Source organism: Micromonospora sp. NPDC005413 (assembly GCF_040606435.1).
GTDB lineage: Bacteria > Actinomycetota > Actinomycetes > Mycobacteriales > Micromonosporaceae > Micromonospora.
In genome coordinates, this window is record NZ_JBEXEV010000011.1 from 107,391 (window position 1) to 132,538 (window position 25,148).

Annotated in this window: 25 protein-coding genes; 12 read left to right on the forward strand and 13 right to left on the reverse strand. The window is 67.4% G+C overall.

The window, feature by feature from the left end; translation table 11 throughout:
- Positions 1-204: 204 nt before the first annotated feature.
- Positions 205-2,835 carry a rifamycin-inactivating phosphotransferase gene (gene rph / locus ABZS37_RS15195; protein ID WP_355169374.1) on the forward strand — a complete coding sequence of 877 codons (2,631 nt, stop codon included), beginning with the start codon at positions 205-207 and terminating at the stop codon, positions 2,833-2,835.
- Between the two features lie 45 nt (positions 2,836-2,880).
- Here rph and ABZS37_RS15200 read toward each other — a convergent pair whose 3' ends face one another.
- The gene (locus ABZS37_RS15200; protein ID WP_355169238.1) at positions 2,881-4,365 is read right to left on the reverse strand and encodes a hypothetical protein; all 1,485 of its coding nucleotides are present in this window, start codon (positions 4,363-4,365) and stop codon (positions 2,881-2,883) included.
- Between the two features lie 211 nt (positions 4,366-4,576).
- Between ABZS37_RS15200 and ABZS37_RS15205 the strand changes: the two genes are divergently transcribed.
- From ABZS37_RS15205 to ABZS37_RS15215, 3 genes are all read left to right on the forward strand, one after another.
- Positions 4,577-5,650: a glycoside hydrolase family 43 protein gene (locus tag ABZS37_RS15205; protein WP_355169240.1), complete on the forward strand. Its 1,074-nt coding sequence runs from the start codon at positions 4,577-4,579 to the stop codon at positions 5,648-5,650.
- A gap of 182 nt (positions 5,651-5,832) precedes the next feature.
- Positions 5,833-8,085: a hypothetical protein gene (locus ABZS37_RS15210; RefSeq protein ID WP_355169242.1), complete on the forward strand. Its 2,253-nt coding sequence runs from the start codon at positions 5,833-5,835 to the stop codon at positions 8,083-8,085.
- Between the two features lie 68 nt (positions 8,086-8,153).
- Positions 8,154-8,651: a hypothetical protein gene (locus ABZS37_RS15215; RefSeq protein ID WP_355169244.1), complete on the forward strand. Its 498-nt coding sequence runs from the start codon at positions 8,154-8,156 to the stop codon at positions 8,649-8,651.
- Positions 8,652-8,673: 22 nt separating this feature from the next.
- Here ABZS37_RS15215 and ABZS37_RS15220 read toward each other — a convergent pair whose 3' ends face one another.
- The 3 genes from ABZS37_RS15220 to ABZS37_RS15230 all read right to left on the reverse strand — a co-directional run bounded on the left by ABZS37_RS15220 (position 8,674) and on the right by ABZS37_RS15230 (position 10,956).
- Positions 8,674-9,129, reverse strand: a complete 456-nt coding sequence (locus ABZS37_RS15220; RefSeq protein WP_355169246.1) for a DUF6069 family protein — start codon at positions 9,127-9,129, stop codon at positions 8,674-8,676.
- Between the two features lie 43 nt (positions 9,130-9,172).
- A complete protein-coding gene (locus tag ABZS37_RS15225) occupies positions 9,173-10,171 on the reverse strand; it encodes an RNA polymerase subunit sigma-70 (RefSeq protein ID WP_355169248.1) in 999 nt (332 codons plus the stop codon).
- Positions 10,172-10,269: 98 nt separating this feature from the next.
- Positions 10,270-10,956 carry an SDR family NAD(P)-dependent oxidoreductase gene (locus tag ABZS37_RS15230; RefSeq protein ID WP_355169250.1) on the reverse strand — a complete coding sequence of 229 codons (687 nt, stop codon included), beginning with the start codon at positions 10,954-10,956 and terminating at the stop codon, positions 10,270-10,272.
- Between the two features lie 110 nt (positions 10,957-11,066).
- Between ABZS37_RS15230 and ABZS37_RS15235 the strand changes: the two genes are divergently transcribed.
- Positions 11,067-11,675: a TetR/AcrR family transcriptional regulator gene (locus ABZS37_RS15235; protein WP_355169252.1), complete on the forward strand. Its 609-nt coding sequence runs from the start codon at positions 11,067-11,069 to the stop codon at positions 11,673-11,675.
- Positions 11,676-11,700: 25 nt separating this feature from the next.
- Here the strand turns inward: ABZS37_RS15235 and ABZS37_RS15240 are convergent, their stop codons facing one another.
- The gene (locus ABZS37_RS15240) at positions 11,701-12,381 is read right to left on the reverse strand and encodes an NAD(P)-binding domain-containing protein (protein WP_355169254.1); all 681 of its coding nucleotides are present in this window, start codon (positions 12,379-12,381) and stop codon (positions 11,701-11,703) included.
- Positions 12,382-12,455: 74 nt separating this feature from the next.
- Between ABZS37_RS15240 and ABZS37_RS15245 the strand changes: the two genes are divergently transcribed.
- Positions 12,456-12,821, forward strand: coding sequence for a helix-turn-helix domain-containing protein (locus ABZS37_RS15245; protein ID WP_355169256.1), 366 nt, complete (start codon positions 12,456-12,458; stop codon positions 12,819-12,821).
- Positions 12,822-13,008: 187 nt separating this feature from the next.
- Here ABZS37_RS15245 and ABZS37_RS15250 read toward each other — a convergent pair whose 3' ends face one another.
- Together ABZS37_RS15250 and ABZS37_RS15255 are read right to left on the reverse strand one after the other, a co-directional pair.
- The gene (locus tag ABZS37_RS15250) at positions 13,009-13,656 is read right to left on the reverse strand and encodes an alpha/beta hydrolase (protein WP_355169376.1); all 648 of its coding nucleotides are present in this window, start codon (positions 13,654-13,656) and stop codon (positions 13,009-13,011) included.
- Positions 13,562-14,854: a YbfB/YjiJ family MFS transporter gene (locus ABZS37_RS15255; RefSeq protein WP_355169258.1), complete on the reverse strand. Its 1,293-nt coding sequence runs from the start codon at positions 14,852-14,854 to the stop codon at positions 13,562-13,564. The genes ABZS37_RS15250 and ABZS37_RS15255 overlap by 95 nt, the downstream gene beginning before the upstream one ends.
- A gap of 83 nt (positions 14,855-14,937) precedes the next feature.
- Here ABZS37_RS15255 and ABZS37_RS15260 point away from each other — a divergent pair, with 83 nt between their 5' ends.
- Together ABZS37_RS15260 and ABZS37_RS15265 are read left to right on the forward strand one after the other, a co-directional pair.
- Positions 14,938-15,531, forward strand: a complete 594-nt coding sequence (locus ABZS37_RS15260) for a TetR/AcrR family transcriptional regulator (protein ID WP_355169260.1) — start codon at positions 14,938-14,940, stop codon at positions 15,529-15,531.
- A 64-nt stretch (positions 15,532-15,595) separates the two neighbouring features.
- Positions 15,596-16,066, forward strand: coding sequence for a hypothetical protein (locus tag ABZS37_RS15265; RefSeq protein ID WP_355169262.1), 471 nt, complete (start codon positions 15,596-15,598; stop codon positions 16,064-16,066).
- A 60-nt stretch (positions 16,067-16,126) separates the two neighbouring features.
- Here the strand turns inward: ABZS37_RS15265 and ABZS37_RS15270 are convergent, their stop codons facing one another.
- The 4 genes from ABZS37_RS15270 to ABZS37_RS15285 are packed head-to-tail and all read right to left on the reverse strand — an operon-like array spanning position 16,127 to position 17,495.
- The gene (locus ABZS37_RS15270) at positions 16,127-16,297 is read right to left on the reverse strand and encodes a hypothetical protein (protein WP_355169264.1); all 171 of its coding nucleotides are present in this window, start codon (positions 16,295-16,297) and stop codon (positions 16,127-16,129) included.
- 17 nt (positions 16,298-16,314) lie between these two features.
- On the reverse strand, positions 16,315-16,782 hold the full coding sequence (locus ABZS37_RS15275; RefSeq protein ID WP_355169266.1) for a DUF3618 domain-containing protein: 468 nt from the start codon (positions 16,780-16,782) through the stop codon (positions 16,315-16,317).
- Positions 16,779-17,210, reverse strand: coding sequence for a phage holin family protein (locus ABZS37_RS15280; RefSeq protein ID WP_355169268.1), 432 nt, complete (start codon positions 17,208-17,210; stop codon positions 16,779-16,781). Before ABZS37_RS15280 ends, ABZS37_RS15275 begins: the two co-directional genes overlap by 4 nt.
- Positions 17,211-17,261: 51 nt before the next feature.
- Positions 17,262-17,495 carry a hypothetical protein gene (locus tag ABZS37_RS15285; protein WP_355169270.1) on the reverse strand — a complete coding sequence of 78 codons (234 nt, stop codon included), beginning with the start codon at positions 17,493-17,495 and terminating at the stop codon, positions 17,262-17,264.
- A 279-nt stretch (positions 17,496-17,774) separates the two neighbouring features.
- On the opposite strand from ABZS37_RS15285, the gene ABZS37_RS15290 reads away from it, so the two are divergent.
- Positions 17,775-18,821: an acyl-CoA desaturase gene (locus tag ABZS37_RS15290; RefSeq protein ID WP_355169272.1), complete on the forward strand. Its 1,047-nt coding sequence runs from the start codon at positions 17,775-17,777 to the stop codon at positions 18,819-18,821.
- 91 nt (positions 18,822-18,912) lie between these two features.
- Here ABZS37_RS15290 and ABZS37_RS15295 read toward each other — a convergent pair whose 3' ends face one another.
- Together ABZS37_RS15295 and ABZS37_RS15300 are read right to left on the reverse strand one after the other, a co-directional pair.
- Positions 18,913-20,142: a helix-turn-helix transcriptional regulator gene (locus ABZS37_RS15295; protein WP_355169274.1), complete on the reverse strand. Its 1,230-nt coding sequence runs from the start codon at positions 20,140-20,142 to the stop codon at positions 18,913-18,915.
- Entirely contained in the window at positions 20,129-20,290 is a 162-nt protein-coding gene (locus ABZS37_RS15300) for a hypothetical protein (protein ID WP_355169276.1), read from the reverse strand. The genes ABZS37_RS15295 and ABZS37_RS15300 overlap by 14 nt, the downstream gene beginning before the upstream one ends.
- A gap of 235 nt (positions 20,291-20,525) precedes the next feature.
- On the opposite strand from ABZS37_RS15300, the gene ABZS37_RS15305 reads away from it, so the two are divergent.
- The 3 genes from ABZS37_RS15305 (at position 20,526) to ABZS37_RS15315 (ending at position 24,787) form a co-directional block, all read left to right on the forward strand.
- Positions 20,526-21,872 carry a hypothetical protein gene (locus tag ABZS37_RS15305; RefSeq protein WP_355169278.1) on the forward strand — a complete coding sequence of 449 codons (1,347 nt, stop codon included), beginning with the start codon at positions 20,526-20,528 and terminating at the stop codon, positions 21,870-21,872.
- Between the two features lie 38 nt (positions 21,873-21,910).
- Positions 21,911-22,426: an NUDIX hydrolase gene (locus ABZS37_RS15310; protein ID WP_355169280.1), complete on the forward strand. Its 516-nt coding sequence runs from the start codon at positions 21,911-21,913 to the stop codon at positions 22,424-22,426.
- 960 nt (positions 22,427-23,386) lie between these two features.
- Positions 23,387-24,787: a hypothetical protein gene (locus tag ABZS37_RS15315; RefSeq protein WP_355169282.1), complete on the forward strand. Its 1,401-nt coding sequence runs from the start codon at positions 23,387-23,389 to the stop codon at positions 24,785-24,787.
- Positions 24,788-25,148 lie beyond the last annotated feature (361 nt).

A 25,148-nucleotide genomic window follows, 5' to 3' on the forward strand; every position in this document is an offset into this window, starting at 1 on the left:
CTATAGCGGATGCGCATCAGCTCCCCCGGTGAGCGACGCTGATGGCATCGCTGCCGGTGGCAAAGGCAAGGAGATACCACTCCCTGCCACTTCTAACGTATAGCGCACTGGGGGGCTTGCGGCAAGACCCGGGTCTTGCCGCAGAATCGGCGGCCGGACCAGCACCAACGAGGTAAATGGGGGCACGACGTGGGTGTGCTGTCGATGTACGGGGACCACGGCGACCTCGAACCGCTGTTGGATCTTCGAGAGGTTGACGAGACGCAGATCGCGGTCGTCGGCGGCAAGGCCGCGCACCTGGGCGGGCTGTCGCGGATCGACGGCATTCGCGTACCGGCTGGTTTTTGCGTGACGACGGCCGCCTTCCGGCGGATCATGGCGGAAGCGGCGTCGATCGACGATCGGCTCGATCAGCTGTCGCGCCTGAGCCCGGATGACCGGGACACGATCCGCGCGCTCAGTGCGGAGATCCGCCGGACCATCGAAGGGATTGCCATCCCGGGCGATCTGGCGGCGGCGATCACCCGCGCACTGGCCCAGTTTGGCGAGCAGGCCGCCTACGCCGTGCGGTCCAGCGCCACGGCGGAGGACCTGCCGACGGCCTCCTTCGCGGGGCAGCAGGACACGTACCTGAACGTCCTGGGGTCGGCGGCGATCCTCCAGCACGTCAGCCGGTGCTGGGCGTCGTTGTTCACCGAGCGGGCTGTGACCTACCGCCTGCGGAACGGCATCGACCACCGTACGGTCGACATGGCGGTGGTCGTGCAACAGATGGTCTTCCCGGATGCGGCCGGCATCCTGTTCACGGCCGACCCTGTCATCGGCAACCGGAAGGTCGCCACCGTGGATGCCAGCTTCGGTCTCGGCGAGGCCCTGGTCTCCGGCCTGGTGAACCCGGACGTCTTCACGGTGCGCGACGGCGTCGTCATCGCCAGGACGGTCGCTGCCAAACAGCGTGCCATCCACGCCCTGCCCGCTGGCGGGACGCAGGAAGTGACGATCGACCCGCAGCGGCAGGAGCAACCGGCGCTGACGGACGCGCAGGTCGTACGACTCGTCCAGCTCGGGCGACGGATCGAAGCGCATTTCGGCCGCCCGCAGGACATCGAATGGTGCCTGGTCGACGATGACTTCCAGATCGTCCAGAGCCGGCCGATCACCACGCTGTTCCCGATCCCCGCGGCCGGCGACGGGGAGAACCACGTCTACCTCTCCGTCGGTCACCAGCAGATGATGACCGACGCCATGAAGCCGCTGGGGCTATCCATGTGGCAGCTGACGGCCATGGCGCCGATGCACGAGGCCGGCGGGAGGCTGTTCGTCGACTCCACCCGGCTGCTGGCATCGCCGACGAGCCGCGCCGGCTTCCTGGAGATGGTGGGAAGGTCCGATCCGCTGATCAGGGACGCGCTGGAGACCGTCCTCGACCGCCCCGACTTCATCGCGGCGCTCCCGGATGGCGGTCCCGGCGGGCCGGCGGTCGGCGGCGCGCCAGCGGTCGGCGACGCGCCCGCCCCGATCGAGACCGATCCGGCCATCGTCACCGAGCTGATCGTGCGCAGCCACACCTCCATCGACGCCCTGCGGCGCGACATCGCGACGGTGAGCGGAGTGGCGCTGTTCGACTTCCTGCTGAAGGCATTCCAGGAGCACAAGCGGAACCTCGGTGATCCGTTGAGCATGCAGGCGATCATGGCGGGAATGGGGGCCACCTGGTGGCTCAACGACCAGCTGCGGGAATGGCTGGGCGAGAAGAACGCGGCCGACACCCTCACGCTGTCGGCCCCCGGCAACATCACGTCGGAGATGGGGCTGGCGCTGCTCGACGTCGCCGACGTGATCCGCCCGCATCCGGAGGTGGTCGCGTTCCTCAAGGGCGTCGAGGACGACGACTTCCTGGACGAGTTGCCGAAGTTCGCGGGCGGGACCGAAGCGCGCGACGCCTTCGAGTCCTACCTCGACCGGTACGGCATGCGCTGCGTCGGCGAGATCGACATCACGAGGCCGCGTTGGCGCGAACGCCCCACCACGCTCGTGCCCCTGATCCTCGACAACATCAAACTCTTCGAGCCGGGCGCCGCCGCGCGGCGTTTCGAGGAGGGGCGGCAGGCGGCGCAGAAGAAGGAACAGGAGGTGCTCGAACGCCTGCGGGCACTGCCGGACGGGGAGCAGAAGGCCGACGAGACCAAGCGGATGATCGACCGGGTCCGGACCTTCATCGGCTACCGGGAGTACCCGAAGTACGGCATCGTCAGCCGCTACTTCGTCTACAAGCAGGCCTTGCTCGACGAGGCCGAGCGCCTCGTGCGGGCCAAGGTGCTCCCCGAGAAGGAGGACATCTTCTACCTCACGTTCCAGGAGCTTCACGATGTCGTGCGCTCGAACCAGGTCGATGGCGAGCTCATCCAGCGGCGCAAGGAGGCGTTCCGGTCGTACCAGGCGCTCACGCCGCCCCGGGTGCTGACCTCGGACGGCGAGGCCATCACCGGGGCGTACCGACGCGACGATGTTCCGACCGGCGCCCTGGTCGGCCTGCCGGTCTCTGCCGGGACCATCGAAGGGCGTGCCCGCGTCATCCTGGACATGGCCCAGGCTGATCTCGAACCGGGTGACATCCTCGTCACCACCCACACGGACCCGAGCTGGACGCCTCTCTTCGTCGCCATCAGCGGCCTGGTGACGGAGGTCGGAGGATTGATGACACACGGCGCGGTGATCGCACGCGAGTACGGCCTGCCCGCTGTCGTCAGCGTGGTCGATGCCACCCGGCTGATCGTCGATGGGCAGCGGATCCGCGTGCACGGAAGCGACGGGTACGTCGAGATTCTGCCGTGACCGACCGTCCGCGTGTCTGCTGCCGTCACCCCATTGAGGGGTCCGCTACAGCGTCGTCAGTGCCGCGTCGAGCGCGGTGCTGAGGATCTGCTCCACTCCGTCCGGAGACGCTGCGGTCGGCTTTCCCCTGAAATGCCCCAGCCAGCCGTAGACCGTCATCGAGCCACCGGCGATGCCCGGAAAGTCGCTGTCGATGCCGCCGGCATACGTCGAGGGTCTGCGCAGCACCTCGTCGGTGGGCACGTACGCGGGCACCTCGTTGGCGTAGCCGGCGAACAGCAACCGGCTCGACGTGCCGTATCGCGTCCGGAAGTGGGCGGCGTAGCCGGACACGATCTCGCCGCCGGCCAGCAGCATCCGGAGGTCTGGGCTGCCGGTGAATCTCCAGGACTGAATGGGCAGGGGGATCGACGTCGCGAAGATACCGGTCTCGACCTGCGAGATCATCTGTTGCGCATGCCGCCGGTAGTAGCCCGGTAGGCGAGCGTTGGTCAGGCGCTTGGTGTAGGCCGCGGACAACTGCCGAAGGTTGTCCGCGGTCGGTGTCACGTCCAGCGGCAGGCTGACTTCCCGGTAGTGGGTCGCGGTCGGTCCGACGACCGGGCGGCCGGGCCGCGCCATCGCGCTCGTGACGGCCTGCGCGAGTTCACCGCCCCGCAGGCTCCGCTGTGCCCAGCTCCGCGTACCGACGGGGTCCTGGTCGCCGGCCGCTCCGAGGAGGAACTGAGCGAAGGCGCCGGTCGTCTGCTCCACCCGGGAGACCGCGTCCCCCGGGTAGTCCGGGTCGAACATGGTCTGTGACCCGGCCGTCACCGGGTGGCACCCGTAGCTGAACAGCACGGCCAGGGGCTCACCGCCCGGCGTACGGGCGGTGAGGATGGGGACGTCCGACTCCACGTACGGCAGCTTTTCCCGGTTGTACGAGAAGTGCTGGCCGACGACCTGGTAGTCGAGGGTGCAGGGCGTCCGCGGGCCTCGGAGCGTGTCGCGGACCAGGTGCACGATCCGGGCGGCCAACTGGTCGCTGTAGGCATGCACCTGTGCCTGCTGGGCGGGGTTCATCGCGTATGCGATGAACGGATCCAGCTTGCCGCTGAGCACGGGACCGTTGTGCGTGTGGGTGGCGGTCAGCGCGAAGTTCTCCGATGCCAGGCCGATTCCGAGCACCCGGCTGCGGATCGACCTGTGCAGGCCGCGCGCGAAGCCGAGGACGTCGGCGCTGACGATGACGTGCGGCACGCCCGCGTACCACCAGACGGTGCACCGCGCGAACAGTGCGGCGGCGGTCCCGGTCGACGTGCGCGGGGCGTCTGCGCCGTAACCGGCCAGGTAGGTGCCGACCGGCGGGGTGATGTCGACCTTCCCGACCGATAGTTGGGTGCCCGCCGCCGCCGGTGCGGAGCTACCGACGAGGACCTGGCCCAGCAGCGATGCGGCGACGATGGAACCGCCGCTGAGCAGGCGGCGTCGGTTGACGGTCAGTCGTCGGCCTTTCGGATCACCCGGGTTGCCGGTCGGGAACACGATCATTCGGCAACGCTCTCCCCCGTGAGTCGCCGACGTGCGACCGTCGATCCGCGTCAGCCAGTATGCCTGAGCGGTGGCCATCAATCTGCGTTCACGGCATGCGCCATGCGGCCGGCACCGAGCCTCCAGTGCCCTAATCTATCGATGTCGATTGCTGTCACTCCGGCCGCGGCCGGCCATTGGCCAGCTCATTTCGAGGAGAGGAATCCCGATCGTGAACGTCGGTAACCGAACTTTTCCGCGACTCCTCTCCATCACGCTGGCCGCCGTGCTCGCCACCGGCCTGTCCGCTGCCGGCGCCGGTCCGGCGGCAGCCGGACAGACCAGTCTGCGGGCCGCCGATCCGAGCGTGATCCGCGTCGGCGGCACCTACATCTCGGTCCAGTCGCTCAACGGCGGGATCGCCGTCCGGCAGGCAGCGTCAACCGACGCGCTGGCCGCCGCACCCGCGCAACAGGTGTGGACGGACAGCCGCAACCTCGGTGAGGTCTGGGCTCCGGAGATCGTCACCGATGGCGGCCGCTACTACATCTACTTCTCGGCCGGGCGCGGCACCGCTCACCGCATGTACGCGATCAACTCGGCGTCGCCGGCCAGCGGCTACACGGCCGAGAGGCAGCTCGCGCTGCCCGGTGGCAAGTGGGCCATCGACGGCAGCTTGTTCACCTTCAACGGGCAGCGGTGGTTCGTCTGGTCGGGATGGGCCGGCGACACCAACGTCGAACAGAACATCTACCTCAGCCGGATGAGCGATCCGCTCACCCCGACCGGCAACCGGTACGTCATCTCCCAACCAAGGGAGAGCTGGGAGCGCGTCGTCGGCAACCCGTACATCAACGAGTCCCCCGAGGCGATCAAGGACCCGAACGGTCAGCTCCACATCGTCTACTCCGCCAACGGCAGTTGGAGTGACCAGTACTGCCTCGCCGACCTGCGGCTGCGAGCCGGTGGCGACCCGACGTACGTGTGGGACTGGTACAAGTCCAACGGCTGCCTGTTCGGCTCGAACCGAGCCACCATGATGGCCGGCTGGGATCCCACCCTGAACGTGAACGGGCCTGGCCATCACAGCTTCGTGCTGCTCAACGGCGACATCGCCACGAGCCCACCCGCCGGGCCGAGGTTCCCGCTGATGTTCCACGCCGTACCCAAGGGCACCCCGTACTCCTGGGCGAACCGGTACTGGTACACCGGCACCTTCTGCTGGTGGGGCAACACCGCCTACCGCCGCGCCAACGTGCCCGGCCCGACGGCCGACACGGGATTCAGCATCAAGTTCTTCGAATGATCGAGCGGCAGCGGATGTCACTTTAACCCGCCATACATATCGGCGTACGTGCATAGGCGACTAATTCCGGCGGGACCTTTGGCAGAGATGTGGGTCGATATTGTAGCTAGATCTTTGTTCGGAACGCGTAGACGGAGGTGTCGGTGAGACACAGAAGACGATTGCGCTCAAAACTTGCCGCTGTGGTTGCGGCACTGGTCGCCGCACAGGTGGCGCTCGTCGGCGCTCCGGCGTCGGCAGGGGAGAAACGCCTGTGGGAGGTGGAGGTCGCCAAGATCCCCACCGCCAAATACACCAGCGACGCCAAGGTCTACATCCGCGAGTCCCTCCAGGCCCTCCGGCCGTACGTGGAGGGCGGGCTGGGAGACAGGCGGATCGCCCCGGTGCTGGCGGACGTCGAGAGCCGGTATTTCGACGGCGCCCGACTCAAGGGCGCCGTCGACGGTGCGACGGTGTTCGACAACCTCCAACATCTGGAGTCGTTTCTCAAGAGTCGGCTCTCCGGTGCCAGCCCGCCCAACGGCGAGGCCGAGCAGGCACATGTGGTCGCGCTGGTGGACACCCTGTCCGGGTTGCGCCTGCTGGCCGACGCCGCGATCCAGGATGCCGAGGCGACGATCGGGCCGTTCCGGGCCAGTCCGCCGCCCGCGCCCGCACCAGCTGGGCTGGCCGGGGCGTTCGCGGACCTGAACGCGGCCAAGGCCAGCCTGGCCAAGGCCGACACGATGCTGGCCAAGGCCAATCCGGAGCCGGCGACGGTCCACGCGTCGAAAGCCTGGGACGACGGTTTCCGCGTGTTGACCCGGCTGGGCATCACCTACGACGGCGACCACGATGGCGACGGGGTCGTCGATGTGGTGGAGCTGCGGTTCGGGTCCAGCCCGCTGCTGGTCGACTCTGACGGTGACGGCTTGACCGACAAGTTCGAGATCACCGAGTTGGCTGGCTGGACCCGGCCCAACGCGGTCGACACCGATCAGGACGCGGTCGTCGACGGCGCGGAGGACGTCGACGGCGATGGGCTCACCAACCTCGACGAGCAGCGGCTCGGCACGTCGCCCACCGACCCGGACACCGACGGCGACGGTGCCACTGACGGTGCCGAGGTGGCTCAGGGCAGCAATCCGCTCGTGGCCGACCAGCCACGCGCTCCGCCGACACCCGGCGACGTTCCGCCGATCGTCCCCGCCCCCACGGACACCGACACCGACGGTGACGGCCTGCCGGACCTTGTGGAGGAGGACGGCCTCACCGATCCCGCCAACGTCGACACCGACGGCGACGGGCTCTCGGACTTCACCGAGGACGACCTCTCGATCAACCCGCGTGTGCAGGACACCGACGGGGACGGTCTACGCGACGACTACGAGGTCGCCAACGCCGACTCCCAGGGTCTCGACCCTGGCCGATTCGACGAGCAGATCAGCAAGTGGACGTACGTTTCCGACTTCCTGCTCGGCATGTTCGCCGGCGACTTCGCCGAGAAGGACTCGATGGCGTGGCTCGCCGGGAACCTGTGTGGCGGCGGGCTGAGCGTCATCCCGGTCGTCGGCTGGATCCTCGGCGGGCTCGCCGACATCCGCGACACGATCGCCGCGCTCATCCACGGCGAGTGGGTCAGCGCGGGTCTCAGCATCCTCGGCGTCGTCCCCTACGTCGGTGACGCGGTCGCGATCCCCGCCAAGGTCTCGAAGTTCGTCCTCAAATACACCCACCGCCTGACGCCGGCGGCCCGGTTCATCGCCAAGTACGACAAGATCCCCGACACCGTCAAGGAGCTCACGTACGAGCTCATCATGCCGGAGGTCTGGGCAGCCCTCGTCGAACCGGAGGGTCTGGCACCCGCCGCCGCCGGCAGAATCAGCAAGAGCAACTTCAATCGGCTACTCAGTGGTGAGCGCACCGACCTCCAGAAGATCCACTTCGCGCTCAAGGCGGTGGGATCCAACGGACAGAATCTGCACGTTCCCGGCCCCAACGTCAGATGGGCCACGGGCCGTAACGACGGTCAGAACATCTTCGTCGACGACCTCATGGGATACCGTCAGGACACCACTCGCGGCCGGCCCCAGCTCTGGTTGAGGCAGGCCGGCGAGCCAGGGCAGTTCGAGCCCAGCGGCCGGTCGGTCGACTATGGCGAGCACACCCCTGAAGGCTGGGTCCTCCACGAGGTCAAGACCGGCGTCCCGACCGAACACGACCGCCACAACCTCATTCAGTGCGATGAGGACAAGTGGTATTCCGACCCGGCCAAGCAGGAAAAGATCCTGGAGGACAACAAGATTAACCCGCAGTTCCGAAACACAAAGATCAGGGGAGCCCACTGGCACTTCATGCCACATGGTGGGTATAACTCACTCGGCCCATCAGATCTTGTGCTCGATTGTCTGAAGAAGAACAACATCCCCTTCACCATCCACTTCCCGGTGAGCTGACCGGGTCCGTCGGGGGCCGGGCCGCCAGCCCGGCCCCCGACGCGTTCACCACGAAGGACCACGAACCGATGACATCTGAACTACCCGCGTACGCGGTGCCGGGCGTCGAGTCCGAGGACCCCACCGGCGACCCGGGCTACTTCTTCTACCGCGTGGACCGACTCGCCGACTTCCCCCCGGTCGCCGCGGCCATCAGCCGCACCCCGAGCGTCCTGCCGGCGATCTGCTCCGACGACAGCGTGATGCGGGAGGCTTTCGCCCAGAGCAGCGCCGCGCTCTGCCGGCAACTCTGGGTCGGCACTGACGACGGGCTGCACTGGGAGTTGAGCTTTGGCGACGGCGTGAAGTTCATCGTCGACACTGGGGACGAGCCCGAGGATTTCCTCCGGGACGCTCTCGTGGCGCAGCCCCGCGTCAGCTCCGCCGAACACTATTGCGACGAGAACTTCAAGGTCGAAACGACCCAGGTGCTGCGGGCCGACGAGGTGGCCGCCTACTTCATCGACACGGTCGTCACCGCCCACCGCGAGTTCGCCCGCAGCCAGGGCATCGACCTGCCGTACTGAGGCCAGCACGCCCCCGCACCCGTCAATCGGTCCGGGTGCGGAGGCTCCGCGCCAGGGTGGGGATCATCACCGCCGCGGGGACGAGGTGCAGCCCGAGGAGGGCGGTGGCGGTGGCGGTGTTCGCCCCGACGAGGAGGGGCGGGACCAACGAGATCGCGGTCAGCGACACCGCCGTCCACACGAATCGCTCGGCGGGGCGAGCACTCCAGCGCAGAAGAGCGACGGCGATGACGATGCCCACGACCGAGAAGACGCCGGTCACCACGGCGAACCCGGCCAACGGGATCGTCTCGCCACCATCGGGGACCTCGAAGTCGACGCCAACTGCCTGGGCGAGCGCGGCGGCGAGGGTGGTCGCCACCATCGCCGCGAGCGTGGCGATCAAGCCGGTGAGAGCGAGCCGGCGGAACCGGCGGGTGTGGCTGGTCTGGCCCGGTGCGGGGCCGGCGGCGACCCCGGTGTCGTTCATGCTGTTCATGGCGTTCCTCCATCATCGGCGACTGCGAGCGTCCACACGGGCACTACTCCGTGCCGTCCGCGGGCAGGCGCTCCGGCAGCCCGAGCCGCGGGAACTGGTCGTTGTGGAAGATGACGATCTCGGCGATCGCCCCGCCGGTGACGCGCAGGACGTCGATCGTCAGCGGCAGGTACGCGCCCTCCCGCTCCTGCCAGAGGTAGAACGCGACGGCGGGCTGCCGGTTCACGGAGGTGAGGACGGTGCGCAGACGCCCCAGGCCCTCGAAGCCGCTCTCCACCCAGTCCTTCACCACCGCGTCGCGGCCGACGTGCAGGCCCGGCGTGGGCGGCATCGAGCAGCGGACGTCGTCGCGCAGCATCGTGGCTATCCGGCCGGTGTCCGTGGCGACGCTGGCCTCGGTGAAGCGGCGCACCAGCTCGCGCGTCCCGGCGTCCTCCTCGTCGCCGTTCCAGTCCTGCCGCTCGGCGGGCAGGTGCTCCCGCATGCCGGCGCGGGCCCGCTGCAGCGCGCTGTTCACCGAGTTGACGGAGTCCCCGAGGAGCTCCGCGACGTCCTTCGCCGGCCAGCCGAGCACGTCCCGCAGGATCAGCGCGGCCCGCGGGCGCGGCGCGAGGTGCTGGACTGCGACCAGGTACGCCAGCTCGATCGTCTCCCGCGCGACGGCGACGGCCTCCGGCTCGTCCGCGTCGCCTGCGGGCAGCTCGTCGAGCAGCCGGTCCGGGTAGGGCTGCAGCCACAGCACCTCGCCGCCGGTCGCCGGCTCCGGGCGGCGCTTGGCGAGCAGGTCCAGGCAGGCGTTGGTGGCGATCCGGTACAGCCAGGCCCGGAACGTCGACCGCCCCTCGAAGGTCTCCCGCCGCCGCCAGGCCCGGAGGAACGTCTCCTGCACGGTGTCCTCGGCATCCTCGAACGACCCGAGCATCCGGTAGCAGTGCACGTGCAACTCCCGCCGGTGCCGCCCCGCCAGTGCTGAGAACGCCGGCTCGTCGACCTCGCCCAGCCCGCTCACGCCCCACTCCTCCAGCCGTGTGTCCGCACTCATCACGTCATCCTTCCGCCTCGTCGTGTCCTGACGTAGGTATGACGGGTGTGGGCGCGAGAACTCATCACCAGGGTCGGTCGGCAGGGCTGATCCAGCGCCTACCAGCTCAATTCCCCGTGTTCGTCGCTGAGGGTCCCGGACGGGCCATCGGCGCCGAGCGTGGCCAGGCGTACGACGGTCTTGGCGCTCTCCACCACTGACCTTCCGATGCCGAAGGCGGCGGTCATGTCGGTGGCGGTGGCGCCGGGCTCGAGTGCGTTGAACTTGATGCCCGGATGGGCCTTGGCGTACTGGACGGTGAGCATGGTGGCTGCCGACTTGGACGCCGCGTAGAGCGCCAACGGCAGATTGAACTCCGGCCGCTCGGGATTGTTGACCGCCCAGAAGGATCCAAGGCTGCTGGAGAGGTTGACCACCGTCGGGTTCGACGACTTGCGCAGCAGGGGCAGTGCCGCCTCGGTGACTCGGACGACCCCCACCGCGTTGGTGTCGAACACGCGCAGGGCGGTTGGCCCGTCGATGGGGCCGGCCCCGAGGATGCCCGCGTTGTTCACCAGGACGTCGAGTCGACCCTCCGCCGAGTCGATAGCCGCCAGCGCGTCGTTCACCGATGCGTCGTCGGTGACGTCGAGCTGCACGAACCGTGCGCCCAACTCGGCCGCGGCTTTCTCGCCTCGTTCGACGTCGCGGGCGCCGATGTAGACATGGTGGCCCAGTTCGAGAAGCTGTTTGGCTGTCTCGAAACCGATGCCCTTGTTCCCACCGGTGATCAGCGTGATGGTCATTCGTTTCTCCTGCTCTTTTTGTACCGCTCGGTTGCCCAGACCGTAGCAGTTTTTGTACTGATCGGTTGGTGAGCAGGATCACGATCTGTACCGAGCGGTAGACTGGGGCCATGAGCAGTGAGACGCCCAGCATCGGGCGACCTCGGGCCTTCGACGAGGAGACCGTCCTCGACCTGGCCGCCGAGGTCTTCTGGCGACACGGCTACGAGGGTGCCTCCCTGAGTGCCCTCACCAGCGCCATGGGCATCAACCGGCCGAGCCTGTACGCCACGTTCGGCAGCAAGGAGCAGCTGTTCCAGCGCGCCTTCGCCCGCTACCACGAAACCCAGGTGGCCCGCGCTCGCGCCGCACTCGAACAACCCACCGCGTACGCCGCCATCGAAGCTTTCCTGCGCAGCAGCGCCCACGGCCTCACCGCCACCGATCACCCCGCGGGCTGCCTCTCCATCCAGGGAGGCCTGGCCTGCTCCCCGGAGAACGCCCGCGTCTCCAAGATCCTGGCCGCTGGCCGGGCCGCCACCGAGACCGCTGTGGAAGAGCGGCTGTCTCGCGCGGCGAAGGAGGGCGACCTCCCGGACGGCATGGATACCCGGGCGCTGGCACGATTCGTGATGGCTCTCACCGAGGGTCACGCCGTCCACGCCGCTGCCGGCGCGAGCTGTGACGATCTCCAGGCCTCGGTCGACATCGCCCTGCGAGCCCTCGCGCTCCGCACCTGAGCCCCGTTGCAGCACCAGCTGTCAGTCAGTCGACCGTGGCCGATCCCGCGTTCAGCAACGCCGGATCCACATCGGGGACGGCGAGCCGAGGGTTCCACCCGGCCGCCACGACACGCATGACGAATCCCGCGGTCTCCTCCAGCTGACGCGCACTGGCCAACCCACCGACCACCGCAGTCCGCGCGCCAAGATCAGCAGCCAGCGCCTCGGCGCGTTCGAGCGCTTCCGGCTGGTCCCCGCACATCGCCACGACCGGCGCCGATTCAGCCGGTCCCGCATAGGGCCAGGAGGCTCCAGCGAACAGGTGAAATGCCTTCACTACGTGAGCGCCCTGCGCAACGCGAGCGACAAGCTCTGCCGCCGAGCCCGACATCGGCTTCAGCTTCCCGGTGACAAAGTCAACGGCGTTGGTGCAGTCGATCACCGTCACCCCGCTCAGTGCGCCATCAGCGCCACCGACGAGGGAAAGAGCTTCCTCCATGCCTTCCCACGCGACCGCGACCACGACCAGGTCGACCCGTGCTGGGAAGTCGGCGGGTCCGACCGCTTCGGCTGCGCCGCCGATCTGGTTAGCGACCCGAGTGACGTTCCCCGGGTTGCGCCCCGTCACCACGATCGAGTGGCCAGCTGCCGCCCATGCTCGGCCGAGTGTCATGGCAAGGTTGCCGGTTCCCAGGATTCCTACGTTCACAGCGATCTCCTTCATCTGTGGGATGACGTGAAGAACGCTAGGAGGTCTGCTCCTACCACTTGGTAGGGAATCTTTGCGAAACTGGCAGGATGATCGACGGGACCTGCCAGACGTTCGTGTCGGACTGTCATGTCCGCGCGGCAGTCGAGCTCATCAACCACACCTGGGATCCGGTGGTCCTGTCAGCGCTGCGCGCCGGACCCATGAGACGCAACGACCTCATGGGACGCATCGCGGGCATCAGCGACAAAGTCCTGACGCAGGCGCTGCAACGCCTACGGACGCGGGGACTGATCATCAGACAGAGCGACGACGAAGGGATGCCGGGACGTCGCATGGCCGTCTATCAGCTGTCGCCTCTGGGTGAATCGTTCGCCAACGGCCCACTCGCACAATTGGCACGATGGGCCGCAGCGAACCACGCAGAACTCATCGAGCCGTCAACACCGTCATGACCCGCAACAACCAGCGCCTACCTCCAGACCTGGCGGCCTGCCCGCGTGTCGTCAGCGGGTGAGGCCGACCAGCGTCGCCAGTCGCGCCTGAGGGCACGGGAGCCGTCCAGCTCGGCCAGTGCACGTATGTGGCGCCTGGTCCACTGTGGAATTGCCCTGGGCGTGGAAGCGGTGGCGGCTGAACTGCTCAGCGGGAGGCGGCAACGTCGAGCAGAATCGTCGCCAGCTCGTCCGGCGTGTCGCGCATGAGGTTGTGTCCCCCGGGTAGGGCGTGGGTGGTCCAGCCAGGGTCCGCGCTCAGCCTCTCGTAGGTCGCGGTGAACGGGGACTGGTCGGCCCAGCCTGCGGCGTACACGTAGTCCCGACGCCTGAGGTGCCCCAGATCGCCGGTGAGTCGCAGTGGCTGGAGCAGCGAGGCGATCGGGTGGGGCGTCGCCCGGGGGTCGAAGAACGGCAGAGGCCGGGACGCGTAGCCGGTCTCGTCCACGTCCAGGTACCAGCTCCGCTCCTGGTCCGACACCAGGGACCAGCAGGAGTCGCCGTCGGCGGGCACCACGGCGTCCAGGTAGACCAGGGAGTCGACCCGGTCGGGTGCGCGGTCCGCAGCCCCGGTGATCACCATCCCGCCGTAGCTGTGCCCGACAAGCACGGTGTCCCGCAGGTCCTCGACGTCGAGAGCGGCCACCACGTCCTGGATGTGCGTCTCGAGGTTCACCGTGCCCTGGAGCAGGTGCCTGCGTTCACTCAGACCGGTCAACGTCAGCGGGTGGACGCTGTGTCCGAGGCCGCGTAACCGTCGGGTGAGGTCCTCGAAGCACCATCCACCGTGGCACATTCCGGGGACGAGTACGAAGTTCGTCATGATCCTGCTCCTTCGGTTGGTCGGGAGTGGTGAGGGATCGCCCGGGTCGGGGCCCGACGAGGGCGATCAGTGCGGCAACGGTGCCCAGGACAGCGGTCCAGGCGAGGGTGGCCGTGGTGGAGGTGTGGTCGGCGACCAGGCCGGCGAGCCATGGACCGGCCGTCTGACCGGCGGCGAAGACCGCGGTGAAGAGGGCGAGCGTGGCGGTCCAGTCGACGGCCGGTGTGTGGGTCCTGATGAGGGCGGTGACTGCGGCCGGCACGCCCATGAAGGTCGCGCCGTACAGGAGCGCGGAGGTCAGAACGACAGGTGTCGCGGACGACACCAGCATCAGCGCCGCGCCGCCGCTCAGAACGGCGAGGAGGGTGGCCAGCGCCCGGTTGCCGGGCCACCGGGCGATCGGACGGCTCCACACCGCCGGTGCCGCCGCGACCGCGGTGCCGAGTACGGCCCAGGTGAGGACGACCTGCCCGACGGAGGTGCCGTGGTCGGTCAGATAGGCGGAGAGGAATGTGATGTAGGTGATGTAGCCGGCGGCGAACAGCAGGTAGGCCAGGGCGGGTGCCAGCAGCGGCCGGAGCCGTGCCCGGCCGGTCGCGGGCGCTTCGGCTTCGCTGCCGGGTGCGGTCCAGCTGACCGCCGTCGCCAGCGCGGCAGCGGCGCCCAGAGCCACCCAGGCCAGCCGCCAGTGCTCGCCGAGCAGGGGTACGGCCACGCCGCTGAGCACGATGCCCAGCCCTGTGCCGGCGAAGTACACCGTGATGGGGGTGGCTGACGCGGCGGCTGCCGCGAGGCGGGACGCGAGCACCCCGCCCACGATGAACACCACCGCGCCGGTGGCCCCGGACAGCGCACGGAGGACCACCAGTGTCAGGTAGTCGCCGCTGACAGCGGTTACGGCCAGCGACGCGGCGGTCAGCGCCATGGCAACGCGGAACGCGGTGGCCGCACCCAGGCGGCGTACCAGCCCGCGTGTCAGCAGTGCGCCGAGCAGATAGCCGAAGCCGTTGGCCGCGCTCATCGCACCGGCGGCTGCCAGCGTCCAGTTCAGGTCGTCGCGCATCGCCGGCAACAGCAGCCCGTAGGCGAAGCGTGCGAAGCCGAGAGCGGACGCGGTGCCCAGGGCGAGCCGCAGGGCCGGCCACAACCCGGTGGGCGCGGTCGACGTCATCAGCCCTCCCAATGATCGAACCGATCAGTACGAACTCGGGAGATGCTAGCAGTTAGAAGGAACCGCCCGGTACCATCTGTCCCGTGCCAGTTCCCAAGGGATCAACGATCGACCCGGAGCGCACCCGCTCGGGCATCATCGACGCGGCCTCCCCGCTGCTGTACGAGCGGGGGCTCGACGGCATCGGCGTCGCCGAACTGTGCTCCCGCATCGGCGTGTCCAAGGAGACTCTCTACCGGCACTTCGGCAACAAGGACGGCCTGATCCGAGCGGTGCTGGAGGCGCGCAGCGACCGGGTGACGTCCTGGATCGCCACAGCCGCGGCCGCCGCCGGGGAGGATCCCCGCGACCAGCTCGCCGCCGTGTTCGACGAGCTTCAGCGGTGGTACGAGGAGCCGACCTTCCGTGGCTGCGCCATGCACAACGCCGCAGCCCAACACCAGGCCCAGCCCGTCCTGGGCATCACCGCGCGTCACCTGGACCGCCGCCTCGACCTCCTGACCGCAATCGCCCGGCGCGCAGGCGCAGCCGACCCGGACACGGTGGGGCGACAACTGTTGCTCCTGGTCGAGGGTGCAACTCTGATCGCCGCGCACTACGACAGTGCCAGCGCCGGCCAGCACGCCAAGCAGGCCGCCCTCGCCCTGCTGGCCGCCGCCCGGCCCATTGACGCCTGACTCTTCCGGCCGCACGTCATCCCGCTCGGTGCGCCTCGGGCGCGGCACACCTAGAGTGCGAGGGGTGACGAGTGTCCCCCGCGAGGCGGAAACGCCCATCGGTCCGATCGGCGCGACACTGTGCCGACTGGTGTTCCTGGCCATCTGCCTGCCCGGACCGGTCCTGCTCGTCGCCGCCGTGACGCTGGACCCACCGCGACCGCCCGCAGACTTCTGGGGCCTGCTCGCCGGTGGCGTACTGGCGACGTTCGTCGGCGTTGGTTTCGGCGTCTTCGGCTGGCGGGTGGTCAACCGTTCGCGCCGTGACGCACGTCGGCTGTCCGCCGCTGGTGTCGCCGCGACGGCGGAGATTCTCGCGGTCGCCAACCATCTGGGCGGAGAGGATCCCGGGCTGGAACTCCACCTGCGTATCAGCGGGCCCGGGTTCGCCACGTTCGAGGCAGACACGGTTCGCGCGGATGACCCGACGTTCGTGCCCGGCGCGGTGCTGGCTGCCGTCGTCGAGCCCGCTGATCGTCTCTTCAAGATCGCGTAGCGACCGTGTGAGAACCCTGCCCCAGGTGCGCCATGACCTGGCGGCCTGCTCGCTTCGCGATCAGCGGGTGAGGCCGACGAGCGTCGCCAGTCGCGCGACGCCGGCCGGCGCCGGGTGACCCCGGGCAACTTCGGCGATCACGGTACGCGCCGACGGCCGGCACCGAATCTCGGCCGGCGCGACGCTGTCCACGTCCACAAGCGCCCGTGCGGTGCCGCGCAGGTCACCCACCCGCACTCCACCGAACGTTATCGGGACCGGCGGCGTCGGTAGGTGATGACCGCCAGGGTGGCGGCGGTGCCGGTGACGGCGAGGACCGGTAAGGGTTTCGTGCGCACCGAGCTGCCGATCTTGGTGGTCATGGCGCGAGCGGAGGTGACCAGGGACGACTCCGCCTTGCCGGCGGTCTGCGCGCCGGCTTTCGCCGAGCCTGTTACCGCGCCGATGGTGTGCTGTGATTTCTGCTCGAACGACGTGGCACGTTGGGAGGCCTTCTGGCTCACCGTGCGGGCGAGCTGCGTCGCTCTGGTCTTTGCCGACTGCCCGGCCTCGGTGACCCGCCGTCGGAGTCCGCCGACGGCGGTAGTGGCTTTGGTGCGTGTACGGGTTTTGACGTCGGTCTTGGCGGTCAGTGCGGCTACGGTCTCGCCGAGTTCCGCGCGGGTCTGCTGAATGTCCCGCCGGGTCTGGTCGCTGCTTCCGGATGGCGTGCTCATGGCTGCCTCCGACCCGCTGCACCACGAATCGTCTCGGCGTCGGCTCGCACACTGTCCATGGTGGCTGCGGGCGTGGCGGGCATGGCCTTGCTGACCTGCTTCTTACCGCGTTGGGCGGCAATGGCGGCGGCGATGGCCAGGATCACCGTGACGATCAGGGTGGCCACAGCGTCGGGCATGATCGCGGCCAGGGCCACCACGACCGTGGCGACGGCGGTCCCGCCGGCGAAAATGCCGAGTATTGCGCCGCCGCCGAGCAGTCCCGCGCCGACGCCCGCGCGTTTGCCCTTGGCGGTCATCTCCGCCCGTGCCATCGTCAGCTCGTCGCGTACCAGGCGGGTGATCTGCTCGGTGGCGCGCTGCACCAACTCTGCGACCGGCGTGTCAGCAGACGCGGCGCCGGGGTTGCCGCTAGGTCGTTCTGGCATCAGTACTCTCATCTCTCTCGCACACCGCAGTGGCCCCAGACGCTGCCCGGGTCAGCCGTGCTGCGCCGCGGGCGTGCTCACAGGCCCCTGAGGCGAGGCGTCAAAACGCCCGCCGAGCGACGGAGCGACGCTCTCGTCGAGCTGCCCCGCGACATCACCTGTCGGGAGGTCGCCATCCTGCCGGGAACGTCGCAGCGTGAGCATGCCCGCCGCTCCGGTCAGCGTCCCGGCCGCGAAGGCGAGGATGAGTGCTTGCCTCGCGGTGGACTTACTCTTGCGTGCCATGACTACCCCCTGAATCCAACGTGGCCGCATAGTGCTGATTGTCGGACTCGGCGGACGAAGCCCGCAGCCAATTCGGCAGACTTACGTGAGGGCGAGCATTGCTCGCGTATCAGTCGTCGTGAGCTGCGGTTTCCTCGTCCAGAGACACGGCTGTGAGGAAGACTGGGATATCAGCGGCGGTTTGCTTGTTCGATCCCTGTCGGACCACGGACGACTTGCGCGAGTGCTGGTCATGGCTGACCGCGGAGCCGGCGAGCTGATCGGCGTGGCTGACAAGGAGTGGCGACGTTGAGTGACACGGATCTGGGCGCCCGCAGCGACCGGGGTAGTGAGTACGCCGACCTGTCCCGCCTGGTCCGAAACGCGGGTCTTCTCGACCGACGACCCCGTCGCTACGCGGCGCGGGTGACGGTGGTGCTGGGTTGTCTCGTAGTGATGGGCGTGGTGTTCGTGCGGCTCGGCTCGTCGTGGTGGCAGATGGCTACCGCAGCCGGCGTCGCGGTGCTCCTCGGGCAGTTGGCGTTTCTCGGTCACGACGCGGGGCATCGGCAGATTTTCCGCTCCCGCCGGGCGAACGACGTGGTCGGCCTGGTCTGCGCCAACCTGGTGACCGGGATCAGTTACGGGTGGTGGGTCGACAAGCACAACCGCCACCACGCGCATCCGAACACCGAAGGCCGCGACCCCGACATCGTGGTGGCTCCGCTGTCCTTCACCCCGAGTCAGGCCGCGGCGCAGCGCGGCCTGCGGGCGCTGTTCGTCCGGCACCAGGCGGCACTGTTCTTTCCGCTGCTGCTGGCGGAAGGTCTACACCTGCACGCCGCCAGCGTCCGGGCCGTCGTCAGCCGCGGCGGACTCAGGCGCCGACGAACGGAGGCCGGCCTGCTCATCCTGCATTTCGCCGGCTACCTCACGGCCGTGTTCCTGGTCCTGAGCGTCCCGCAGGCGATCGTGTTCATCCTGGTCAACCAGGCCCTCTTCGGCCTCTACCTGGGCAGCTCCTTCGCCCCGAACCACAAAGGCATGCCCATCCTCACCGAGGCCAACGATCTCGACTACCTACGCCGGCAGGTCCTCACCTCCCGCAACGTGCGCGGCGGCCCGCTCCTCGACGCACTACTCGGTGGGCTCAACTACCAGATCGAACACCACCTCTTTCCCAGCATGCCCCGACCCAACCTGCGCCACGCCCAGCCACTGATCCGCCAGTTCTGCGCGGAACACGACATCGCCTACCACGAAACGGCCCTCATTCAGTCCTGGGCGCAAGGGCTGGCACACCTACGGGCCATGGGCGCCGCATCGACCCGAGCGGGCAACGGCTGAGACTGGTTTCGCAAGCTTGGTTACCGATCGCTGTCCGCTCGGCCTGCTGCGGCCGGCCAGGGGAACCGGTCGGGCGGTGTCCTCAGGCGGGTCAGCGGGTGAGGCCGACGAGCGTCGCCAGTCGCGCCACGCCGGCCGGTGCCGGGTGGCCCCGGGCAACATCGGCGATCACGGTACGCGCCAACGGCCGGCACCGAACCTCGGCCGGCGCGACACTGTCCGCGTCGACGAGGGCGCGTGCAGCCCCGCGCAGGTCACCCACCTGGAGGTACGCCCGTGCGACGTCGACCAGGTACGCGCCCCGATACTCGGCCGGCAATCGCCGCCACGCCTCCCGCCGGATCACGATCACGTGCCGCTGCACCGCGTCGGCGGCGTCACCCCGCGAGGCCGCCACCAGCACCCGCGCCAACTCGACGGCGACCGGCCCGAAGCTGGTGCGGTGTGTGTCGTCGTACCCCCTCAGGCGGGCGGCGATCCCCGCGGCCCGGTCGATCAACTCGTCGGCGCGGCGGTGCTCGCCGCAGCCGGCGGCGGCCAGTGCGGCCTGCACCAGCAGCGTTCCGCCCACGGCCCACTCCCGGTGATCGCCCTGACCTTCGTGATCAAGAGGTTTGCGGGCGGTTTGATCTCCAAAAGCGCCGCAAACCTCTTGATCACCGGAGCGGGTTGAGGATGGAAGGACGCGGTTGGCGGCGGGGAGCAGCGCGGCCAGGGCCAAGCGGTCTCGGTCCTGCGCGCGTAGCGCCTGCCCGACCGACACTGCCGCCGTCGCCGCGAGGATCTGGTCGTCGCCAGCGGCGGCCATCGCCCGGTCGGCGGCCAGCCACCCGAGGTCCGCTTCGCCGAGCTTCACCAGCATGGACGAGGTGATCCGGTACGCCTGCACCAGCAGCTCCGCCGACTGCGCGCCCTGGGCGGCGTCGAGCAGACCCGGCAGCACCCGCACCAACTGCCCGTAGTGCGCGTGCTGGTAGGTCAACCAGGCGTGCCCGACCTGCCGTCTCAGCTCTTCCCGCGTCTGGGCTGGGGCTTGTGGAGTGTCGTAGCGGGCGAGAGCGGCGCGGATGTCATCCACCCCATCCCGCGTGCCGGCGGGGGTGCTCCGGCTCTGGCCGAGCAACACCTCCGGGTCGATGCGCAGGACGTGGGCAAGCTCCTGGATCACCGAGTACCGGTCCAGGGTGCGGGCGCCCCGCTCGATCTTGTCCACCCAGGACTTCGACCTGCGCAGCCGGTCGGCCAGCATCTGCTGCGTCATCTGCCGCCGCACCCGCCAGCGGGCTACGCGGCGGCCGATGGGAAGGTCATCGCTGGTCACGTCGCCACCGCCGGTCCGGGACCGCGCGGGTCGTGTCCTCCACCGGTACGCGTTCCGCGTCGGCCTGCGCGAGGAGTCGCTGTTTGGCGGCCTCCCGCTCGACGGCCTCCGTCTGCTTGCCCTTCCGTGCCGACTCGTCACCCTGCACGTCCACCTCCGTCAACCGGGCGCAACGGATTGATCTCGCCGTCGCTCAATGACTCCTGTGATCAGCGAAGCTGGCTGCTCGGTGACGGACCAGATGGCAAGCGATGCGTTCTATTGCGCTGGTCAGGATGTGGGTTGCGCGGGGTTGCGCAGGTCCCCATAGGACCGCATCACCCCATAGGCTCGTCACTAGTAGTAGTTGACTGATGCCTGGAGGCAATACCATGGCGCGACCGGTGACGAACGCAGCGTTCGAAGGGCTGCTGCTGGCCGCCGGCTATGGGAACGCGCACGCCGCATTCGCCCGCCAGCTCAATCACGCTGGCCGCGACCAGGGCACCTGGCGGTACGACGCGGCTAGCGTCTACTGGTGGTTGCGGGGTCGCCGTCCGGGCGAGAATGTTCAGGTCGCCATGGCCGAGATCCTTACCCGCAAGCTCGGTCGCTTGGTCACTGCCACGGAGATGGGCTTCGGCGCGGCCGACAACGCCGGAGCATGCGTCTACCCCCCGTCTATCGATGGGGCGATAGATACCGCTGAGCAGATATGGATGACGCTGGCCAAGCAACTTAGCCCACAGGTCAGCGGAGCGCTTGACCGCGGGAAAGCCCTACAAGCGGCGCTCGGTTGGCGATATGACCTGCCCGACGCGACGGTTAGCCAAAAGGGCCGGCAGCAGGTCACCTCCACCGACGTTCAATCGCTGTACGCGCTGGCGGACCACTTCACCGCTTTGGACCGCCGTCATGGCAGCGGCTCTCTGCGTACTCGGACGCTCATGGCCGACTTCCTCGTACGCCAGGTCGCGATCATGCTGCGTGGCACCTATACCGATGCCGTGGGACGCGACCTTATGCGTGCAGCCGCGATGCTCTCAGGACAACTCGCCTTTATGTCGTACGACGCGGGCGACCACGGCGCTGCCCAACGTCACGTGACTGTCGCCCTCCGCCTCGCCAAGGCCGCCGACGATCGCCTGTACGGCGCTCACCTGCTGGCCAACCTTGCCACCCAAGCCGTTTACCTGGGCCATGCCCGGGATGCGGCCCGGCTCGCCGAGGCGGCCATCGACGGCGCAGGGCGCGCACCAGCGGCCGTACTCGCTCGGCTACACGCCACCGCTGCCACCGCCTACGGACAGTCTGGCGAGCGACGACCCTGCCAACTCGCGCTCGCCAGTGCTGAGCGTGCTCTCGGTCGGACGGGCACCGAACGAAGCCCGCGCTGGGTCACCTACTTCAGCCCCGCCCACCTCGCCGGGGCTGCACTACGTTGCCTGGGCGACCTGCACCTGTACTCGCAGGCCCTTGGCCATGCTCCCGACGCGCTCACCCTTGACAGCGAAAACACCCGAACGCGCGCCCTGCACATCGCTCTCGTCGCCATGACTCATGCACGCGCTAGAGACACCGACGCCGCCTGCGACTGGGGCCGAAAGTTGGCGCAGCACACTGCGGGCATCCAGTCGGCGCGTGTTCAAAAGCGCGTCCGCGAACTCGCCAGCACGCTCAACCCGCAGCAGGCATCACCCCAGGTCAACGAGGTCCTGCATGCCCTCGCGGCCATCCCAACAGCAATGTAGCGAGAGCGCCTCTGGACAAGTCCGCTAGCGTCACCGAGGTGACCTGGACGGAGCCCGCCACCTGGTACGCCAACCTGGCTTCCTTCTATGCCGCCGCTGCGGCCCTCATCACCGACCCAGCCGGCAACGTGCTGCTCGTGAAGCCCACCTACCGCGACTCCTGGTCCTTCCCAGGCGGCTACGTGGATGAGGATGAATACCCGCATGACGCCTGCGCCCGCGAGGTACGAGAGGAGTTGGGGGTATCTGTGGTCGTAGGCAAGCTTCTCGTAGTCGACTGGGCACCACCCTCCGGGCGGCGGCCTCGCTCGATCATCAGCTTCACGTTCGACTGCGGCTCCATTGCCGACCTCGACAGCTTCAATTTGCCGGGACAGGAGTTGGAGGACGTAGCCTTCTTCCCGTCCCACGAGGCCGAGCAGCGCCTTCCCGACAATGTCGCGACACGAGTTCATGCGGCCATGCGCGCCCGTGACCGACACGCTCCCGCATACCTTGCTGGTGGCTCGGCCGTTCAGCCGCCCTCAGGTGATGCAGCAAGTCGCGAAGCCTGACCTACGCCGTAAGCTGCGTGGACATATCGGGCCCCACAGGTCGGCTCCTGTCGTCGTCGCTGTTCAGCAGCCCGGCCGCCAGCGACAGCTCCTTCTGACGTTACGAGTGGCGAGCCGATGCACACTGATCCCGCCGACCGCAGTGACCGGCGCCACTTCCAGCGCTAGAGAGCTTTTGTCGCATGGACGACACAAGCCTTTAATGTGCCCGCTCCAGGCCTCATGGTCAAAAGACCGCGAACGCGAATGGTCTCTTGATTTCAGCCAGGACCAAGTGGGGGGCACATGGTTACGAGTGCGAACCGGGCGGCAAGCGGACAGAAGGACGTTGAAGATTCACAAAAAGAAGAAAAATCGTCTCGAAGCACAAACCCGCAAGCTGGCCGCCTACCCTCCCCCGCTTCCTCTTTCATTACTTGCCTAATTCTGACCGGATTGTTCATATTCTTCATCGCAGGCCCTCCACCCGCATGGGGAGTTGGCGTCGCGTGGACAACTCGCGCCCTCGCCGGATTCTTGCTTCTGCTCCTACTCTTCATCCACACCATGCGCCGCTATTACCGTCCCCAGATTCACTCCCACCGTGACACCAAAGTATGGCCACTTCCGCCGTACCAAGTCAATGTCCTTCAACGGAGTGCCGGCCATAATGGCCTATATGCGCGCCTGAACGAAGCCGATTCTGCTCGCGCTCGCGCATTCGCGTCAGCAATCATATTTCCCGCAAGTGTGCGGCAGCGCATTACCGAGCGATACGAGCCGGGGCAGCGGACGTTGGTACAGCGAGTTACGATCGACGCCCAGCTTTCACCCCGGATAGTCCGACAGATCCTCCATCCGGGCAGCTCCTTGCCCGTCGAACAAGGACTGTCGATACCGCCACAGCGTGCCGAACAGTCAGCGCAGGTCGCCAAGAAAAATACAAGCGACCAGGAATCTAACGGATCAACTCCATCTGTCGTGCCGAGCTCCCCCGAACAGCCCGTCATACTGTTTCCTGTTCTGGTTCCGCGCAAGGGCGAGATGGTCGACAACCTACGCGTCCTTGCTGCCGATGGTAGCGACCTTCCTATCCTGTCCTACCGGCAGTACCTTCAGCTCGTCGCACAGGTCTTACGCACCTTACTTGACATCTCGCATGGGCACGACATATCACAGGGCAGGCACCTCGAGGCGTTCGAAGCAGAACGACTCGCGCTAGGCGCCGTCATGGCAAGGGCTGATCAGAACGGAAAATACGACGACGACTCTGGGAGTCAAGCTATCAGGACAATAGTCGGATCCGATGCAGGTTCGTCCGTCGTGAATGAGGCAGCCCTAGTGCTTGCCTCACAACTCGTCAAGAAGCTCACGTCCCATTATGCGGTAGTAGCAGCAGTACCGTGTCCGCCAGATGGTCGCTTTGTTGTTTCCTACGAACGCATGATGACCCCGGTCCTCGAGTTGGCGCCAGCCTCAAACGGAATCCTTAATTGGCTCAAAGCCAGGGCACGACTGATCTTTGGCTCTCGCCCGGTGGACTTTAGTATCACCCTCGACAATGCGTGCACAACTCAGAGTTACCATTTGATAATTGATGCTCAAGATGGAGTGTTCGTCGGAATACAAGAGTCCCCAAAACTAATCGACTACTTCACAGCACACTGGGAGAGGCTCAAAGAGGGTAGACGCCGCGCTGCGGTGAAGAGGAGACGAGCTGGCGAGAATCAGGACTCCCCTAGTCCCATGCCTGTTGCGTCTGAGCTTAACACCCCTCCTCCCTACTACCGTTTCCGTCGGCGATCGGGGCAGCGATACGCGCACTTCTATACCCGCTTCTTCCCGGAACCGATTGAGAAGCTGAGAAACGGCGACCGCGTTCCCGACGTTCGCTTCCGGTTTTACGAAGTGCCACCGGGGTCGGTTTTTCGAGCGGTCATTACGAGCTCCGCCGCAGCGCTTTTAATATGGCTAATCGGGTTCGTTGCTTCGCGCAAGGCGGATCCAGGAACGGATGTGCCGGCGTTCCTTCTCGTTTTTCCTGCGGTGGCCGCCGCATGGCTAGGATTCGACGGTCAGCCACGGCGACTGCTCGAAGGCACTCTCGCAGCGCGAATATCTCTGATGGCGACCGTATTGTGCTCCATTGCCGCTAGCGGATTATTCATGATCTACAAGGCGGAACTACCGTATCTTCGCTGGGACAACCTCTTTCACATGCGGATCCTAGGCATTGATTCACTTGCATGGACAATCCTGACACTCGTCGCGCTCCTTAACGCGGCCTCGATCACCTATATCTATTTGGCACGCACATGGGAGTTCATGCACCTCTCAAGCCGCCCCAGCACCTTCGACGGCACCAGGGAAATCGTGGGCTGATCGGAGCGACAGAGTGTTACGCTTAGCGATACGCCCATCGCGGTATGTGACCATCTCTCGGAAATTGTCCACAGTGCTTGTTTTCCCTCAGGATCCGCCGTAGAACCCTTGCAACTGAACTGAGAGGCCGAACGATGTCGACTGACTCCGAGTACCACATCTCGTCACATGACTGGCCGGCAGGCCTACGCGAGAACGATCTGACTCTCGAGCAAGCGAACCAAGTATTCGATCTGTTCGACGAGTTTTATCCCTTGGCGGTGCAGGGGCTTGCGAAGGTGGCTGTACCTCTGCCGTCAGACGAGGGCGAATAGTCAGTGGCCATAGCACCCATCCCGCTGCCCAAGCTTGATCTTCACCT